The sequence below is a fragment of the Streptomyces sp. NPDC104367 genome (assembly GCF_055583825.1).
This window is the reverse complement of record NZ_JBVJND010000007.1, coordinates 120,718-137,188: the sequence shown is the minus strand read 5'-3', so window position 1 is coordinate 137,188 and position 16,471 is coordinate 120,718. Positions and strand designations below refer to the sequence as shown.

Genomic DNA, 16,471 nt, shown 5'->3' with positions numbered 1-16,471 from the left:
TGCTGTCGTCCAGCGGCCAGTCGGGCCGGATTCAGGAGTCGGAGAGCGTGGCACCCGCGAACGCGTCGCCGTGGGCCGCCAGTTGGGGCAGCACCAGTGACCAGAACTGCTCCACGTGCTGGGACGGAATCCGGTCACGCTCGTCCCTGCCGAGCAGTTCGAAGCCCACCGTCGCCGCCACTATCACCGCCGCGACCCGGTCCGGCGACACCCCGTCGGCCAGTTCGCCCTCGCGCTGCGCCCGACGCAGCTGCTCGGACACCCAGCCGCGCCACCAGCATCCGAAGCCGGCGCCGTTCTTGCGGGAGGGATCGGCGCTGAGCTTGAACCCGGCCCGGACGACGACATCGGCGGTGACCGCGCCGAGCAGCTCCCGGGTGCCCGTGACGAGGAGTTGGAGCGAGGAGTCCACCGACGGACGGCGCCCCGCGACCAGTTGCTCGACGGACTGCCGGGCCTCGTTCTCCACCTCGACCGCGAGGGCGTCCTTGCTGGGGAAGTGGAAGTGCAGCGCTCCCGCGCTCACTCCCGCCCGGCGGCTGATCGCGGGCAGCGAGGACAACGCGTACCCGTCCTCCGCGAAGATCTCGGCGGCGGCGACGAGGAGGGCCTGTCGGGTTCTGGCCGCCCGGAGCTGCTTGACCATCGCTTCCCCCTGTTGATCCGGGAGAATCCGGAACTGGACGGTCCGATTCCCCCTGGGCCTGCAACTTTGCGATTCGAGGACCTTAGCAAACAGCGTGATCGGCAGGTTTGTCGATGAACGAGGACGGAACGGACAGCTCGATACCCCCCCGGCATCAGCGGAGGAACGGCTCACCGTCGGCAGCAAACCAGGCGGATGGTTTCGTTCGAGGCTGGTCAGGCCTCGGCGGGCTCCAGTGGCTGCTGCCGTTGACGCTCGGCTTCCTCGACGACACGGGCGCCCCGGTCGGGCGCGGTGTCGAGCCGGATCAGGGCCGCGGGTGTGGCGATGGCCGGCAGTACGTGGTTGTAGAGGACGGAGATGCGGTCGCTGAGATCCGTCCAGTCGGAGACGACCTCGGACATGAACTGGGTTCCGATCCAGGCCCCGAGGAAGCACTCCGCGGTCTCGCGGGGCTGGACGTGCGGCAGCACCTCGCCGCGTTCCTTGGCCTCCACGAGCTTGTCCGTCACCAGCTCGGTCCAGGCCGGCCAGGCGCTGCCGAACAGCGAACGGCCCTGGAGATCGGCGGACAGGCGTATACCGGCGAGAAGGATGACCTCCTTGGGGATCCGGTGGGCCAGCGTCATGCCGATGTCCACCCACTCCTGGAGCTTCAGCTCGCGCGGCACCCAGTAGTCGTCACTGATCTGGGCGTTGATCACACCCCGCGCGAGGGCTTCCTTGGAGTCGAAGTGGAAGTACAGGGCGCCCTTGGTGACTCCGGCCCGTTCGAGGATCTCGGAGATCGTCGCGGCCGTGTAGCCGCGCTCGGCGAACACCGCGGCGGCCGCCTCGACAACAGCACGGCGGGTCCGGATCGCACGCTCCTGACGCGCCATGGGACCCCCCTCCTCGGCCAAAACAAAACCGGACGTGACGTACCTTACCCCAATCGGGGGTCGGTATTTCGGCCGTACCGGGACCGTTCCCGGCCGGTACCGGGTGCGGAGCCCCGGTGCCGGCGCGCGGCTCCCGGCGGGCGGTTCACCAGGCGGTGCGACCACCGTCCACGGTAAGTGTGGCACCCGTGACGAAGCTCGCCTTGTCGCTGCACAGCCAGGCGGCGGCCTCCGCCACCTCCTCGGGATCGGCGGCGCGCGCCTGCGGGGCCGAGCGGTAGGCCCGCGCCTCGTTCTCGGGCGATCTGGCGAACCAGTCGTCGATCATCTCGGAGCGGGTCAGCCCGGGGGCGATGGCGTTCACGCGGATGCGGTGGGGCGCGTACTCGACGGCGGCGGCCTTGGTCAGTCCGATCACCGCGTGCTTGGAGGCGATGTAGGGCGCGGCGGTGGAGGAGGCGACCAGTCCGCCCACGCTGCTGGTGTTGACGATCGAGCCGCCGCCGGTCTCCAGCATGGCGGTGATCTCGTGGCGCAGGCAGTTCCACACGCCCCGCACGTTGGTCTCGGTGACCCGGTCGAAGTCGGCGTCGTCGATGAGGTGCATCGGGGTCTTCGGCAGCGCGACGCCGGCGTTGTTGAAGGCGGCGTCGAGACGGCCGTGGCGCTCGACGGTGAACTCGACGGCCCGGCGCACCGCGTCCGTGTCGCGGACGTCGAGCACGCGGTGGCTCGCCTCGGCGCCCCGGGCGCGCAGTTCGGCGGCGAGTTCGCGCAGCCTGTCGTCGCGGCGGGCGGTGAGGACGACGGTGGCACCCTGCCGGGCGAACACCCGGGCGGCGGCGGCGCCGATGCCGCTGCTGGCGCCGGTGACGAGGACGACGCGGCCGGCCAGGACGGTGCTCTCCCCCGTGTTCAACGGGTCACCTCGCGCGTGCCGGGGAGCGGCTCGGCGGTCCGCCGCCAGACGGTGCCGAGCGCGGCCTCGGTGTCGAGGGCGCGCAGCCGCTCCTCGTCGATCTCGCGGAGGCCGCCGACCAGGTGCCGGACGCCGAGGTCCCGCATCAGCTCGCGCTGGAAGCCGTGCGCGAAGGCGCTGGGGTGGCCGATGAACGGCACGTCCAGTTCCCTGGCGTGCCCGGCGAAGCGGGCCACGTCGTCGATGAACAGGACCTGGTGGTAGCCGAGGCCGAAGTGGTCCTCGACCAGTTCCCGGATGCCGGGCCGGACGGCGTCGGTGCAGATGTAGTGAGGGGCGGTGAACAGCTGCTCCCAGGCGCCGAGATGGCGGCGGAAGTGGTCCTCGCCGAGGCCGCCGTAGCAGATGACGTCCAGGCCCAGGGCGCCCAGCAGGCGCAGGAGTTCCTCGGCGCCGTCGAGGGTGTGGACGGGATGGGTGCGCAGGTACCGCTCGCGTTCGGCGAAGTAGTCGGCGATGGCGTCCTGCTCGCTCACCCCGGCGCCGGTCTCCTCCAGCAGGACCCGCGCGGCCGCGAGCCGGGACTGCGAGAAGAGCCGCTGTTCCAGCTCCCTGGTGTACTCGCCGCCGTACTTGAGGACGAGGCGGTGCAGGACGGGGCTGAAGCTGTCGTTGAGCAGCACGCCGTCGATGTTGACGGCGGCGAGGCGCAGGGTGCGCAGTGGTTGCATCCGGTTCTCCCTCTCGCGGACCGTTCGAACATCATGCAGGGGCTGCCGGGCCCGGGGGGCCCGCGGGGCGGCCGTCCCACGGCCGGGAATGGCCGAAAGCGACCGCTGGACAGGTTTCCGACGGGTCGGACCGGGACCGTGACCCGCCCACAACCGGCCGCCGACATCCGCCATTTAGTCCGTTTTTCGCCGTGCCATCTTCATCATTGAGCGCGAAAATACTTGGCCAAACCACCACGGAGCGGAGTCGCGCATGGATCGAGTCGAACCACGCTTGGTGAATCCTTTACCTAGTGGCCGACCCGAGAAAACCGGTAGGTCCGTATCTTATAGGCGTCGAACAGAGCTTCAGCCAACGAAGAGCTTTCCGACGGGGGGTTGTCGATGAGCCTGTCCGCCAGCGAGATCGGAGTCGGTCTGCCCGCACTGCCCCGGCTGACCACCACGGTCCCCAAGGAGTACGTCCACCGGGCGTCCCTGGCCGAGGTGTTCCTCACCGGGTGTACGGCTCAGGACGACGGACTGCGGTTCTCCCTCACCGGACAGTGGCCGCGCGCCCACACCTTCTTCACCAGCGCCGACGGCTCCAGCCACGACCCGCTCCAGGCGGCGGAGACGTTTCGGCAGGCCGGCATGTTCGTCACGCACGCCGAGCACGAGGTCCCCCTCGGCCACCACTTCGTGCTCTGGTCGCTCAGCTGCCACACCGATCTGGAGCAGCTGCGGATCGCCTCCCGCCCGACCGACTTCCAGCTGGAGGTCACCTGCCCCGACCCGGCTCCGCACGGCAGGGCGTCCACGCGCCGGATGGGCATCGGATTCTCGCTGCGCCGGGACGGCCGGCCCGTGGCCCACGGAGACGGGCGGTACTCCATCGTCACGCCGTCCGTCTACGCGCGGCTGCGGGCCAGCCGTCCCGCCCGGCCCCCGGCCCCGGCGGACCCGGTCCCCGCGGCCGCGCCGATGCCGCCGGCCGCGGTCGGCCGCACCTCCCCCGCCGACGTGGTGCTGACCGCCACGGACACACCCGGCCGCTGGCTGCTCACCCCCGACCTGGACCATCCGATCCTGTTCGACCACGGCGGCGACCACCTGCCCGGGATGGTCCTGCTGGAGGGCGCCCGCCAGGCCGCCTGCGCGCACCTGGCACCCCGGACGCTGATACCGGCGAGCACCTCGACGGAGTTCAACCGGTACGTCGAACTGGACAGCCCCTGCTGGGTCGACGTCACCGGTGTGACACCCGGGAGCGGCGACACGGTGACCGTCGAGGTCGTCGGACGGCAGGACGGCGAGGTGGTCTTCACGTCCACCGTCCGCGGACCCGCCGTCCAGGGCCCCTGACCCCAGGCGGCGGAGTCCGCGCAGCGCCCGCGGTCGTTGCGCGGGGCGGCGGTGCCGGCGTCGCGGTCCCGCACGCGGACCGCGGCACGCCCGGCCGGCCGGTAGCGGCGGAACACGCAGCCGTGCCCCTCGGTGTCCGACAGCGACCGACAGCGCGCGCCGGGACGTGCACCTGAGCGGCTGGGGTGCGAGCGGGCGGCCGGGGGCCGCGCAACCGCCCGGCCGCCCGGCGCGCGGATCACGCACGACGGCGGCGTCTCCCCCGTCCGCCGGGGGGCGCGACACACCGACCGGACGGTGGCCGTCCCTCACCTTCGGGATCGATCTTCAGGGAGTCACGCGGAATTTTCCAACTGGTTGGTAACAAGAGGGGGTCCGGAGAAAGCGTTTGCCGCTACGTTTTGGCTTGCCTCATTGGCATGCTCACACCCCTCAGCGCACCCCCTCCCCGTAGGAGACACCCCCATGCGCAGACTCGTTGCCTGCCTGGCGGCCGCGGTCGCCGCCCTCGGCGGGCTCACGGCGACGGCCACCCCGGCCGCTGCGGCAGGAGGCACGTTCAGCGTGCTCACGTACAACGTCGCCGGGCTTCCGGAAGGCCTGTCGAGCGCACCCACCCCGCGCGACACCAGCACCACGGCGATCGGCACGCGCATCGCGCCGTACGACATCGTCAACGTCCAGGAGGACTTCAACTACCACGCCTACCTCTACGCCACCGACACCCACCCCTACCGCACCGCGACCAGCGGTGGCGCGGGCATCGGCAGCGGCCTGAACACGGTCTCCAACTACGCCTGGGACACGGACGACTTCGAGCGGGACGGCTGGAACTCCTGCCAGATCGACTCCGGCGACTGCCTCACGCCGAAGGGTTTCACCTTCATGCGCGAGCGGCTCGCCGAGGGCGTCTACGTCGACTTCTACAACCTGCACACCAACGCGGGCACCAACGACGGCGACGAGGCGTCCCGGGCCGACAACCTCAGCCAGCTGACGTCCTTCATCAGCACGCACTCGGCCGGCAACGCGGTCGTGGTGATGGGTGACACCAACACCCGCTACACCCGCTCCGCCGACACCATCGCGGAGTTCGCCTCGAACAACGGGCTCACCGACGCGTGGGTGCAGCTCATCCGCGGCGGCAGCGCGCCGGCCAAGGGCAGCGACGCGCTCGTCTGCGACGACACCGCGGCGACCGTGCCCAACACCTGCGAGGTCGTGGACAAGGTCCTGTACCGCGGCAGCAAGCTGGTCACGCTCAACGCGACCTCGTACAACAACGAGCACGCCAAGTTCCTGACGTCCGACGGACTGATGCTCTCCGACCACGACCCGATCACCGTCGGCTTCTCCTGGTCGCAGAACGCGAACTTCCAGCTCAGCGACCAGTTCGGCGGTCCGCACGGCGACTACTACCAGGACATCGACAAGGTGGCCGCCGGCGCCCGCGCCACCAGCGTCTCGCTGCGCTCCGGCTCCCGCGTCGACCAGGTCGGCATCACCCTCGCCGACGGCACGGCGCTCACCCACGGCGGCACCGGCGGCACGGCGTCCTCACTGACCCTGGGCAGCGGCGAGTACGTGACCACGGCGTACCTGTGCGAGGGCGTGAAGGACAGCCACACACGCATCTTCTACGCCAAGTTCACCACCAACCTGGGCAACACCCTGGCCGGTGGCACGACGACCTCGGACTGCGTGACCCGCACCGCCCCGTCGGGCTGGCAGATCGCCGGCTTCCACGGCCGCGCCGGCGACGAGCTCGACAAGGTCGGCTTCATCTACACCAAGCGCTGACCCCCCGGCCGGCGGACCCCGCACGGGTCCGCCGGCCGTCCACCGGCCGTCCGCCGAGGCGCGCGGCGGTGCGCGGCCGGGTGGCGAGCCGGGCCGGGAGACGGCGCCCTGCGGGGAACGCGGCTACGCGTGGGAGCCGTAGGTGCGCAGTTTCCGGTAGAGCGTCGCTCGGCCGATACCCAGGGCGGCCGCGGCGCGGACCTTGTTGCCGCCGTTGCGGCGCAGGGCCTCCAGGATGGCGGTGCGCTCGGCGTACTCCATGGGGCTGAGCGGACGTCCGGCGGGTCCCTCGCGTACGGGGTCGGGCAGTTCGGCCCGGCGGACCGGCCCGGCCGCCCGGCGACGATGCGCCAACGACCTGACGACATGGGCGAGTTCGGTGACGTTGCCGGGCCACGGGTACCGCTCCAGGGCGCGCCGCGCGTCCAGTGTCCAGGTCAGCGGAGGCTGGCCCGGGGTCGGGGCCGGGGTCACGGCGCTGAGCAACTCCCTGATGTCCTCGGGGCGTTCACGCAGTGCGGGCAGGGTCACCGAGCGGGCGGCCAGGGTGTCGAGGAGCCGTTGCAGACAGGGGCCGGGCGGGGTGCCCGGGGTGTAGGTGACCAGCAGGGGTGTGGCGGGGCGGGTCTCCAGGAGGGTGACGATCGCTGCCACGTCCGGCTGCGCCAGGCGCTCGGCGTGGCGCAGGACGAGGCCGCGGGGCCCGGCGGGCAGGGCCTCGTGGAGTTCTCCCTCGGCGGCGTCGATGACGAGCGGCTCGGGATCGTCGAGCAACTCCCGTGCCAGCGTGGTCTTTCCGGTGCCGCGTTCACCGACGAGCAGTAGCGGGGCTCGGCCCGACGCCAGTTCGGCCGCGCGGCCGGCTGCGTGCCGCCACGGCACCGAGTGCCCGGCCAGGGTGGTCGGCGGCCGCCCCGCGGGTGCGGCGGGTCCGTGGTCCCGCTCCGGGGCGAGGACGGCGACGGCACCGACGGTCTCGCCGAGGTGCCGGACGAGCCGGACCCGGGCGCCGTACGGGAGTCCGGTGGTGGCCCGCTCGCCCCGCAGCACCGCGTGCACGGCGCGCTCCAGGTCCTCGATGTCGCGGGAGGACAGCATGCGCCCGGCCGTCCCGTTCACCAGCCTGCTGTGCCCGGCGAAGGCCACCACCGGTCGGCCGGATCCCTCGTCGGCCGCCAGGTAGGCGTCCAGCAGGGCGCGTTGCGGCGGCCGGGCCCGCTCGCGCAGTTCCGCCTCCACCGTGGCGGCGGCCGCCTCGGCGAGGGCCGCCTGCGGGTGGGGTCCGCAGCCGCCGCACAGGGCCGACGCCACGGTCACCGTGCCGGCCGGCCTGCCGTCGCCGGGGGCCCGCAGCGGCACGCTGACCGCGGAGACCTCCTGCCAGGCGTCGAGGAAGTGCTCGGGTCCGTGCACCTCGGCGCGGTGGCCGGTGCGCAGCGCGAGGGCCGCGCTGTTGGGGCCGACACGCTGCTCGGAGAGGTCCGCACGGCGCACGCGGTCGGGCGTGTGGCCGCCGGTCCACAGCACCCGCAGCCGGGCGTCGGTGAGGACCAGGGTGGCGTGTCCGAGGTCGAGCACCGGTCCGAGCCGCTCCAGCAGGGGCCGGGCGGCCGCCAGCAGCGCGGGCTCGGGCGAGGGGGGCGCCGGAGCGGGGGCAGGACCGGCGGGACCCGCGGTGTCGGCGGTGTCGGCGGTGTCGGGACGGACGCCGTAGAAGCGGGCGCGGCGCCAGGCGGCGGCCACCTCGTCCGGTACGTCCTCGGGCAGGGGGTGGCCGGCGAGGAAACGGGCGCGGGCCCGGCGCAGTTGGCCGAGGGCGGGGCGGGTCCCGGGCTCCCGGCCGGCCGTGGGGGGATGCTCTGCGGTGGTCATGGCGCCACTCACCGTACCGGGGGAGGTTGAAGGAGCAACGACCGGCTTGCCCCGTCCCGGCCCGGCGTACACCGCCTGTCTCGGATTGAGACACCCACGAGCGGGCGAACCGGTTCATGATCTTGGACGGTCGGTTTCCGTCCTTCCCCCCTCCGGAGCGTTCCCCGTGCACACCGATGTCGTGACCGACGTCCTGATCGTGGGCAGCGGCCCCGCGGGCGCCTCGGCCGCCCTGGCCCTGAGCACCTACGGCGTACCGAACATGGTCGTCACCCGTTATGCGAGCCTCGCCGACACCCCGCGCGCGCACATCACCAACCAGCGGACCATGGAGGTCCTGCGGGACCTCGGGGTCGAGCGGGAGGCGCTCGCGAAGGCCACCCCGCAGCATCTGATGGGGAACACGACCTTCTGCACCAGCCTGGCCGGCGAGGAGCTGGGCCGGGTGCGGTCGTGGGGCAACGAGCCGCTGGTGCAGGCGGCGCACGAGCTGGCGAGCCCTACGGCGATGTGTGACATACCACAGCACCTCATGGAACCGGTGCTGGTGGACGCCGCCGTCGCCCGCGGCACCGTCTTCCGTCACAGCACCGTCTACAAGTCGTTCACGCAGGACGCGGACGGCGTGACCGTCACCGTCGAGGACCGGGTGCGCGGCGACGAGTACACCGTCCGCGCCAGGTACCTGATCGGCGCGGACGGCGGACGCTCGCAGGTGGCCGAGGACGCCGGGCTGCCGATGGGCGGTCAGATGGGGGTCGCGGGCAGCATCAACATCGTCTTCGACGCGGACCTGAGCAGGTACACCGCGCACCGCCCGTCCACCCTCTACTGGGTGCTGGCGCCCGGCGCGACCGTCGGCGGCATCGGCGCGGGCCTGGTGCGGTGCGTGCGGCCGTGGTCCGAGTGGCTGATCGTGTGGGGGTACGACGTCACGGCGGGCGCTCCCGACCTGACCACGGAGTACGCGGAGTCGATCGTCCGCCGCCTGGTGGGCGACGACGAGATCCCGGTGACCGTGAAGTCGTCCTCGGCGTGGACCGTGAACGAGATGTACGCCGAGACGTACTCCAACGGCCGGGTCTTCTGCGCCGGGGACGCCGTGCACCGGCACCCGCCGTCCAACGGGCTCGGCTCGAACACCTCCATCCAGGACTCCTACAACCTGGCCTGGAAGCTGAAGCTGGTCCTCGACGGCACCGCCGGCCCGCGGCTGCTGGACAGTTACACCGCCGAACGCGCGCCCGTGGGCCGGCAGATCGTCACCCGCGCCAACAAGTCGATCGGCGAGACGGCCCCCGTCTTCGAGGCGCTGGACGGCCTCGCACCGCAGACGCCCGAGCAGCTGTGGGCCAACATCGCCGCCCGCAAGGAGCCCACCGAGGCGGCCGGGAAGCAGCGGGCGCGGCTGCGCGACGCGATCGCCCACAAGGTGTACGAGTTCAACGCGCACGGCGTCGACCTCAACCAGCGCTACGACTCGGCGGCGATCGTCCCCGACGGCACCCCCGACCCGGGCTTCGACCGCGACCCCGAGCTGTTCCACCAGCCCAGCTCCCGCCCCGGCGCCAAGCTCCCGCACGCCTGGCTCACCTCGGGCACCCGGACCGTGTCCACCCTGGACACCGTCGGCAAGGGCCGGTTCACCCTGCTGACCGGTATCGGCGGCGAGGGCTGGGTGCGCGCGGCCGAGGCCCAGGACCTGGACATCGCCACGGTGGTCATCGGCCCCGGCCGGCAGTTCGAGGATCCCTACGGCGACTGGGCCCGGCTGAGCGAGGTCGCCGACTCGGGCGCGCTGCTGGTGCGGCCGGACGGGTACGTCGCCTTCCGGCACCCGGCCGCCGCCGAGAACGCGGCGGACCTGCTCGGCGAGGCGGTACGGCAGATCCTCGGCCGCTCCTGACCCGGCAGGGCCGTTTCCCGACCCGGTACGGCCGGGCCGACCCGGGGCGGACGACCGTACCGTCCCGCATTCCACGCAACACGAAAGGTGAACAGCATGGCCCTCGGGCTGCTCAGGCGCCGGTGGTCCAAGGACGCCCCGGCCCACGGCACGGGTCTCACCCTGCCCCTGCCCGCCGGTGCGGGCGGTGTCGCCCGGACCGTCCTCGACCCCGTCGACCAGCCGCTGGGCGGTGCGGAGGTCACCGTCACCGCGCTCGACACGCACCAGGTCGCCGCGCGCGGCACGACCGATCCCTTCGGCTTCTTCATGGCCGCCCTGCTGCCCGGGCGGTACAGCATGCTGGTCATCGCCGAGGGGCTGGACCCCCACCGGGAGTCCGTCGACGTCGTCGCCGACGACTGCCCGGCGCCCTCGTACATCCGGCTTCAGCCGGCCCGGCAGCTGGCGCTGCCGCCGACCGGGGGCTGGGTCTTCGACCCGCCGCACACCGCGATCCGGTTCATCGCCAAGCACGTCGGCATGGCCCATGTGCACGGCCGTTTCGAGCGGTTCGACGGCGCGATCAACGTCGCCCCGGACATGAGCCAGTCGACGGTGCGGGTGCGCATCGACGCGTCCAGCATCAACACCGGGAACACGACCCGCGACAACCATCTGCGTTCGGCCGACTTCCTGGACGTCGAGCGCTACCCGCACATCGACTTCGTGAGCACGCGCTTCGCCTACCGGGGCGGCAGCAAGTGGACGCTGCTGGGCACGCTGACGATGCACGGGGTGAGCCGCTCGGTCTCCCTCGACAGCAACTACCTGGGCACGGTCAACGGCGGTTACGGCGAGGAACTGCGCTGCGCCGCGCTGGCCACGGCCGAGCTGCACCGGGAGGACTACACCCTCAACTGGCGGACGATGCTGGCCCGTGGCATCGCGGTGGTGGGCCCGACGGTGCAGCTGGAGCTGGACGTCCAGGCGATGTACCGGTCGCCGGACACGCCCACCCCGCCGGAGTGACGATCACGTGATCCCGTGTCGCGGGCCGCGGGCTCCCCGGCCGGGCGGCGCGGCGTCGGGTGGGCCGGCCGTCCCGCCCCGGCCTCGGCACGGGAGACTGGTCGTACCGACCGGCGAGGAGACACGACCGTTGACCAGCACGAACACGTCCCGGGGTAGTTACTTCGAGGCCATGGACGACCACCGCTACAAGCCGACGCCGCACGCGAGCGGGGCCTGGAGCACGGACGAGCAGCACTTCAGCCCGCTGGGCGGGCTCGTCGCGCACGCCGTCGACCGCCACCGGGCCGACCGCGCCGGCGACGGGCTGGTGCTCTCCCGGATCAGCTACGACATCCTGGGCCGGCTCGCCCTCGACGAGTGCGAGATCCAGGTGGAGACCGTCCGGCCCGGCCGGACCATCGAACTGCTCGAAGCGGTCGTGCGGATCGCCGGCCGTCCGGTGGTCCGGGCCCGCGCCTGGTTCCTGGCCGCCGCCGACACCACGGCGGTCGCGGGCGGTCCCGAGGAGCGCCTCGCCCCGCCGGAGTCGCTCGCCCCGTGGCGGATGTCCGACCTGTGGCCCGGCGGTTACATCGCCTCCGTGGACGTCCGCCCGGTGGAACCGCCCCGGCCGGGCCGCGCGAAGGCCTGGATCTCCACGCCGCTGGACCTGGTCGGCGGCGTCCCGGTGAGCCCGGTCGCGTCGTTCATCGCGCTGGTCGACACCGCCAACGGTATCGCCGTCCGGCAGTCGCCGGCCGAGTGGATGTTCCCGAACGTCGACCTGACCGTCCACCTCCACCGCCAGCCGCGCGGCGCGTGGACCGGGCTGGACACCACGGTCGCCTTCGGGCCGTCGGGACAGGGCCTCACCAGCTCCGTCCTGCACGACGTCGAGGGGCCGGTCGGCCACGCCCAGCAGATCCTCACCGTCCGCCCCCTGCCGGGCAGCTGACGCGCCCGGGAACCCCGGCCCGCCGCCCGCCGCCCGCCGCGGACCCCGCCCCGGCCTGGCGCGGCCGGCCGGTACGGGCCGGGCTACAGCCGGCGGACCACCGCGGCCAGCACCTCGATCTCGTGGGCGGAGAGCCTGTCGGTGAAGTGGCGGCGCACCGCGGCCTCCAGGCCGGGGGCCACCGCGGTCACGGCCTCGCGGCCCGCCCCGGTGAGGGTGACGGTGACCGCGCCGCCGCTGCCGTCAGGGCGTTCGCGGGTGACGAGCCCGCGTCCGCTCATACGGGTGAGCTGGTGGGAGGTGCGGGTGCGGTCCCAGCCCAGGGCCGCGGCCAGCTCGCTCTGGCGCAGTGCGCCGCCCGCCTTCTCCAGCTTGACGAGGATCGTCAGGTCCGGCTCGGACAGGCCCGCCGCCTCGGCGGTGTCCGCGACCACGCGGGCCCGGACGACCTCGTGGGCGCGCTTGAAGGCGGACCAGAGGTCGACGGGCTCCGGCCCGGCATCGCCCACGGACCGCCCCGGTTCACCGGACCCGCCTTCGCCGGGCGCCCCTGCGCCGGACCCACCTCCGCCCGATCCGCCTTCGCCGAGCGCACCGGAGTGCGCGGCCCCCCGCGCCGACGTTGACATATCAACGCGCCCCTTTCTAGTGTTGAGATGTCCTAGTGTTGAGATGTCAACGCTAACAGGCGGCCATGCGCCCCGCGCCCCCTGTCGGCCGCCCCGCACCTCCCCCTCCCGCACCTGAAGGACCCATGCGAACCCGATCCCTCGGCACCGGCGGCCCGCAGGTCGCCCCCCTCGCGCTCGGCTGCGCCGGCATGTCCGACCACACCGCCCCCGCCGACGAGGCGGACGCCGTCACCACGATCCGTACCGCCCTCGACGCGGGTGTCACCCTCCTCGACACCGCGGACTTCTACGGCATGGGCCACAACGAGGACCTCATCCGCCGTGCCCTGCGCCCCGGGGACCGCGAACGGGCCCTCCTGAGCGTCAAGTTCGGCGGACTGCGCGACCCCGACGGCGCCTTCGTCGGCATCGAGGGCCGACCCGCCCACGTCAAGAACGCGCTCGCCTACTCACTGCGCCGCCTGGGCACCGACCACGTCGACATCTACCGCCCCGCCCGTCTCGACCCCGGCACCCCGGTCGAGGACACGGTCGGCGCCGTCGCCGAGCTGGTCCAAGCCGGGTACGTGCGCCACATCGGGCTCTCCGAGGTGGGACCGGAGACCATCCGCCGCGCCCACGCCGTGCACCCGGTCCGCGACGTGCAGGTCGAGTACTCACTGTTCAGCAGGGGTCCCGAGAGCAACGGCATCCTGGCCACCTGCCGCGAGCTCGGGATCGGCGTCACCGCCTACGGCGTCCTCGCGCACGGCCTGCTCACCGGCGCGTACCGGCCGCCCGCGGGCGGCGACCCGCGCGCCCACTGGCTGCCCCGCTTCCACCCCGACCACCTCGCCGCCAACCTCGGCCTGGTCGAGCGGCTGCGGCCGCTCGCCGACGCGCGCGGTGTCACCGTCGCGCAACTGGCCACCGCCTGGGCCCTGGCGCAGGGGGACGAGCGGGCCACGGTCGTGGCCGTCGTCGGCGCCCGCCGGCCGCACCGCGTCGAACAGGCCCTGGCCGCGGCCGACCTCGTACTGACCGACACCGAACTCCGCGCGATCGACGAGGCGGTACCGGAGGGCGCGGCGGCCGGAACCCGCTACGCCGCACCGCTCATGGCCCTGCTGGACAGCGAGCGCGGCGAGCGGCCGCCCACCGGCGGACGACCGGCGGACTCCGCCTGACGAACGGCGGCCTCCGCCCGACGGACACGAGGGGAAGTGGTCCGAGACCACCGAAGAAAGCGCTGCCTGTTCGCCCTGTCGGACACCTCGCCGGTCACTGCCCGCCCGCCCCGTGATGCGTGCGTGGAACACCAACGGCTTTGGATGAGGTTTGCACCACTTCGAGGAAACCGCTTCACCCAAAAAGCCGTCGGAGTCGATCGCAGGGTGTTAGAACTTGGCCACTGTACGTCGGGCTGCGAACAGCCCTTCTCGCCATTCCTGTTGTGAAATGGGACGGTCTTGTCCAAGCTCAGACCCCTGACCGGCAATTGGCGCGTCGCGAGACGCCTCCAGGCCATTCTGCTCATCCCCGTGCTCGTCGCCCTCGGCCTGGGCGGCCTCCGGGTGAAGCACTCGATCGACACCCTGCGGGACGCCAACGACGCCGTGCGCGTGGCCGAGTTGGTGCAGGCGGCGAACGCCTACGCCAGTGACGCGATCAACGAACGGGACGTGTCGGTCATCCCTCTTCTGCAGGGAAAACGGAACGCGCCGGCCGTACTGGCCGCACGCAAGGTCACCGACGCGGACGCCGCGGCCTTCGACACCGCCGTCGCCCGCGCACCGAAGACCGCGGGCCTCATGCGCCGGATCGCGCTCGTACGGCAGGGCGAGAAGCAGCTGCCGACGGTGCGGGCCGGCGCCTTCACCGGCAAGCTGTCGGGGGTGCAGACGGAGGAGAGCTACCACGCCGTCCAGCACCCGCTGATGGAGATCTCGAACGAACTGGGCTACGGCAGCAGCAACCAGGCGAGCTTCGGGCGCACCCTGTACGCCATCTCCCTGACCCAGGCGGCCGAGTCGCTGGTGCGCGCCATCGGCACCCATCTGCTGGTCGAGGACCGCGACGCGCTCGCCGAGGGCGAACTCCAGACCCAGCTCGGCTCGTTCAGCTCCTACGTCTACCTGGAGCAGGTCGGTCTGCAGGAGTACGCCGGTGCCGGTACCGCAGGGGACATGACCCGGCTGCAGGCGGCGCTGGCGGAGGCGAAGAAGAAGGGCGCCGCGCAGACGGCCAAGGCCGCCGAAGCGGCCCGGGCGGCCGGGGAGACCTTCGTGACCCCGCCGAGTCTGGCCAAGATGATCACCGAGATAGCCACCGGGAAGCCCACCGGGCAGCTGGCCGCCGAGGGCATCACACCGGAGTCGTTCTTCGCGGCGTCCGCCCTCGCCTTCGACGCGTACCGCGGCATCGAGGTCAACCTCACCGACACCGCGCTCGCGAGCGCCCGGAACATCGCCGCCGACGCGCGCCGGGACGCGATCGTCAACGGCGCGCTCGCGCTGAGCGCCGTGCTGGTGGCGATCCTGCTCGCGGCCTGGGTGGCCCGATCCATGAGCCGGGGCATGCGCCGGCTGAGCGCCTCGGCCATGGAGATCGCCGAGCAGCGGCTCCCCGCGGTGATCACCCAGCTGTCCCAGGCCGTGCCGGGCCAGGTGGACACCAAGGTCTCGCCGATCCCGATCACCACCACCGACGAGATCGGCGAGGTGGCCCGTGCCTTCGACCACGTGCACCGGGAAGCGGTCCGGCTGGCCGCCGAACAGGCCCTGCTGCGCGGCAACATCAACACGATCTTCACCAACCTGTCCCGTCGCAACCAGTCGCTGATCGAGCGCCAGCTCGCCCTGATCACCGACCTGGAGGAACGCGAGGCCGACCCCGACCAGCTGGCGAACCTGTTCCGGCTGGACCACCTGGCCACGCGGGTGCGCCGCAACGGCGAGAACCTCCTGGTGCTCGGCGGTGAGCGGCCCACCCAGCAGTGGGACCGCCCGCTGCCCCTCGTCGACGTCCTGCGGGCGGCGGCCTCGGAGGTGGAGCAGTACGAGCGGATCGAGATGTCGGGCATCCCGGAGACCGAGATCCACGGCCGTGCCGTCACCGACCTGGTGCACCTGCTCGCCGAGCTCCTGGAGAACGCCACCGCGTTCTCGTCGCCGCGGTCGAGGGTGCAGGTGACGGCGACCCGGCTGCCCGACACCCGGATCATGATCGAGATCCATGACAAGGGCATCGGGCTGGTCCCCGAGGACTTCGCGCTGATCAACCACAAGCTGGCGAACCCGCCGACCGCCGACGCCGACGTCTACCAGCACATGGGCCTGTTCGTGGTCGGCAGGCTCGCCGACCGGCACGGCGTCCGGGTCCAGCTGCGGCCGGCCTCCGCGGAGTCCGGCACGACCTCGCTGGTCATGCTCCCCGGCACCATCACCTGGCGCAGCGCCACGGAGTCCGACGCCGACACGCTGGCACTGGCCGCGCTGAAGGCACGCGGCGCGCCCGGACTCGGGGCACTGTTCGCGGACGGGCCGGACGATCCGTTCCGGATGCACGAGGCGTGGGAGGACGGCATCGCACCGGCCGCCGGACCGGCCGTACCGTCCGCCGCCCCCGTCGGCTTCTCCGGCAGCGCGGACTTCTCCGCCCCGGCCGACTTCTCCGCCCCGGCCGGGCCCGGAGCGCCGGCCACTCTGCCCCGCCGCAGCCCCAAACGGGGACGCCGCACCAACAAGGGAACCTGAGCCCCCAAAAGCCCAGACGCCCCCACGGCCCCCGCCCGTCAGGCCTCACGCCTCGGGT

General features: G+C 72.6%; 13 protein-coding genes. 7 read left to right on the top strand and 6 right to left on the bottom strand.

Going from position 1 to position 16,471, the window contains the following annotated elements:
- Window positions 1–31 precede the first annotated feature (31 nt).
- The 4 genes from ACZ619_RS12970 to ACZ619_RS12955 all read right to left on the bottom strand — a co-directional run bounded on the left by ACZ619_RS12970 (window position 32) and on the right by ACZ619_RS12955 (window position 3,177).
- The gene (locus ACZ619_RS12970) at window positions 32–646 is read right to left on the bottom strand and encodes a ScbR family autoregulator-binding transcription factor (protein ID WP_469597838.1); all 615 of its coding nucleotides are present in this window, start codon (window positions 644–646) and stop codon (window positions 32–34) included.
- 215 nt (window positions 647–861) lie between these two features.
- On the bottom strand, window positions 862–1,527 hold the full coding sequence (locus ACZ619_RS12965; protein ID WP_469597835.1) for a ScbR family autoregulator-binding transcription factor: 666 nt from the start codon (window positions 1,525–1,527) through the stop codon (window positions 862–864).
- 145 nt (window positions 1,528–1,672) lie between these two features.
- Window positions 1,673–2,446, bottom strand: a complete 774-nt coding sequence (locus tag ACZ619_RS12960; protein WP_469597832.1) for an SDR family NAD(P)-dependent oxidoreductase — start codon at window positions 2,444–2,446, stop codon at window positions 1,673–1,675.
- Window positions 2,443–3,177, bottom strand: a complete 735-nt coding sequence (locus tag ACZ619_RS12955; protein WP_469597830.1) for an HAD family hydrolase — start codon at window positions 3,175–3,177, stop codon at window positions 2,443–2,445. The genes ACZ619_RS12960 and ACZ619_RS12955 overlap by 4 nt, the downstream gene beginning before the upstream one ends.
- A 384-nt stretch (window positions 3,178–3,561) precedes the next feature.
- Here ACZ619_RS12955 and ACZ619_RS12950 point away from each other — a divergent pair, with 384 nt between their 5' ends.
- Entirely contained in the window at window positions 3,562–4,521 is a 960-nt protein-coding gene (locus ACZ619_RS12950; protein WP_469597828.1) for a ScbA/BarX family gamma-butyrolactone biosynthesis protein, read from the top strand.
- Between the two features lie 465 nt (window positions 4,522–4,986).
- A complete protein-coding gene (locus ACZ619_RS12945) occupies window positions 4,987–6,321 on the top strand; it encodes a jacalin-like lectin (protein ID WP_469597826.1) in 1,335 nt (444 codons plus the stop codon).
- 123 nt (window positions 6,322–6,444) lie between these two features.
- On the opposite strand, the gene ACZ619_RS12940 is transcribed toward ACZ619_RS12945, so the two are convergent.
- Window positions 6,445–8,193 carry a helix-turn-helix domain-containing protein gene (locus ACZ619_RS12940; protein WP_469597823.1) on the bottom strand — a complete coding sequence of 583 codons (1,749 nt, stop codon included), beginning with the start codon at window positions 8,191–8,193 and terminating at the stop codon, window positions 6,445–6,447.
- 166 nt (window positions 8,194–8,359) lie between these two features.
- Between ACZ619_RS12940 and ACZ619_RS12935 the strand changes: the two genes are divergently transcribed.
- From ACZ619_RS12935 to ACZ619_RS12925, 3 genes are all read left to right on the top strand, one after another.
- Entirely contained in the window at window positions 8,360–10,099 is a 1,740-nt protein-coding gene (locus ACZ619_RS12935; RefSeq protein WP_469597821.1) for an FAD-dependent oxidoreductase, read from the top strand.
- A gap of 96 nt (window positions 10,100–10,195) precedes the next feature.
- Window positions 10,196–11,110: a YceI family protein gene (locus tag ACZ619_RS12930; protein ID WP_469597818.1), complete on the top strand. Its 915-nt coding sequence runs from the start codon at window positions 10,196–10,198 to the stop codon at window positions 11,108–11,110.
- Between the two features lie 172 nt (window positions 11,111–11,282).
- The gene (locus ACZ619_RS12925; protein ID WP_469597816.1) at window positions 11,283–12,047 is read left to right on the top strand and encodes a thioesterase family protein; all 765 of its coding nucleotides are present in this window, start codon (window positions 11,283–11,285) and stop codon (window positions 12,045–12,047) included.
- Between the two features lie 83 nt (window positions 12,048–12,130).
- Here ACZ619_RS12925 and ACZ619_RS12920 read toward each other — a convergent pair whose 3' ends face one another.
- Window positions 12,131–12,556, bottom strand: a complete 426-nt coding sequence (locus tag ACZ619_RS12920) for a MarR family winged helix-turn-helix transcriptional regulator (RefSeq protein ID WP_469597815.1) — start codon at window positions 12,554–12,556, stop codon at window positions 12,131–12,133.
- Between the two features lie 245 nt (window positions 12,557–12,801).
- On the opposite strand from ACZ619_RS12920, the gene ACZ619_RS12915 reads away from it, so the two are divergent.
- Both ACZ619_RS12915 and ACZ619_RS12910 read left to right on the top strand, forming a co-directional pair.
- The gene (locus ACZ619_RS12915) at window positions 12,802–13,845 is read left to right on the top strand and encodes an aldo/keto reductase (protein WP_469597812.1); all 1,044 of its coding nucleotides are present in this window, start codon (window positions 12,802–12,804) and stop codon (window positions 13,843–13,845) included.
- A gap of 282 nt (window positions 13,846–14,127) precedes the next feature.
- Window positions 14,128–16,413, top strand: a complete 2,286-nt coding sequence (locus ACZ619_RS12910; protein ID WP_469597810.1) for a sensor histidine kinase — start codon at window positions 14,128–14,130, stop codon at window positions 16,411–16,413.
- Window positions 16,414–16,471: the final 58 nt, after the last annotated feature.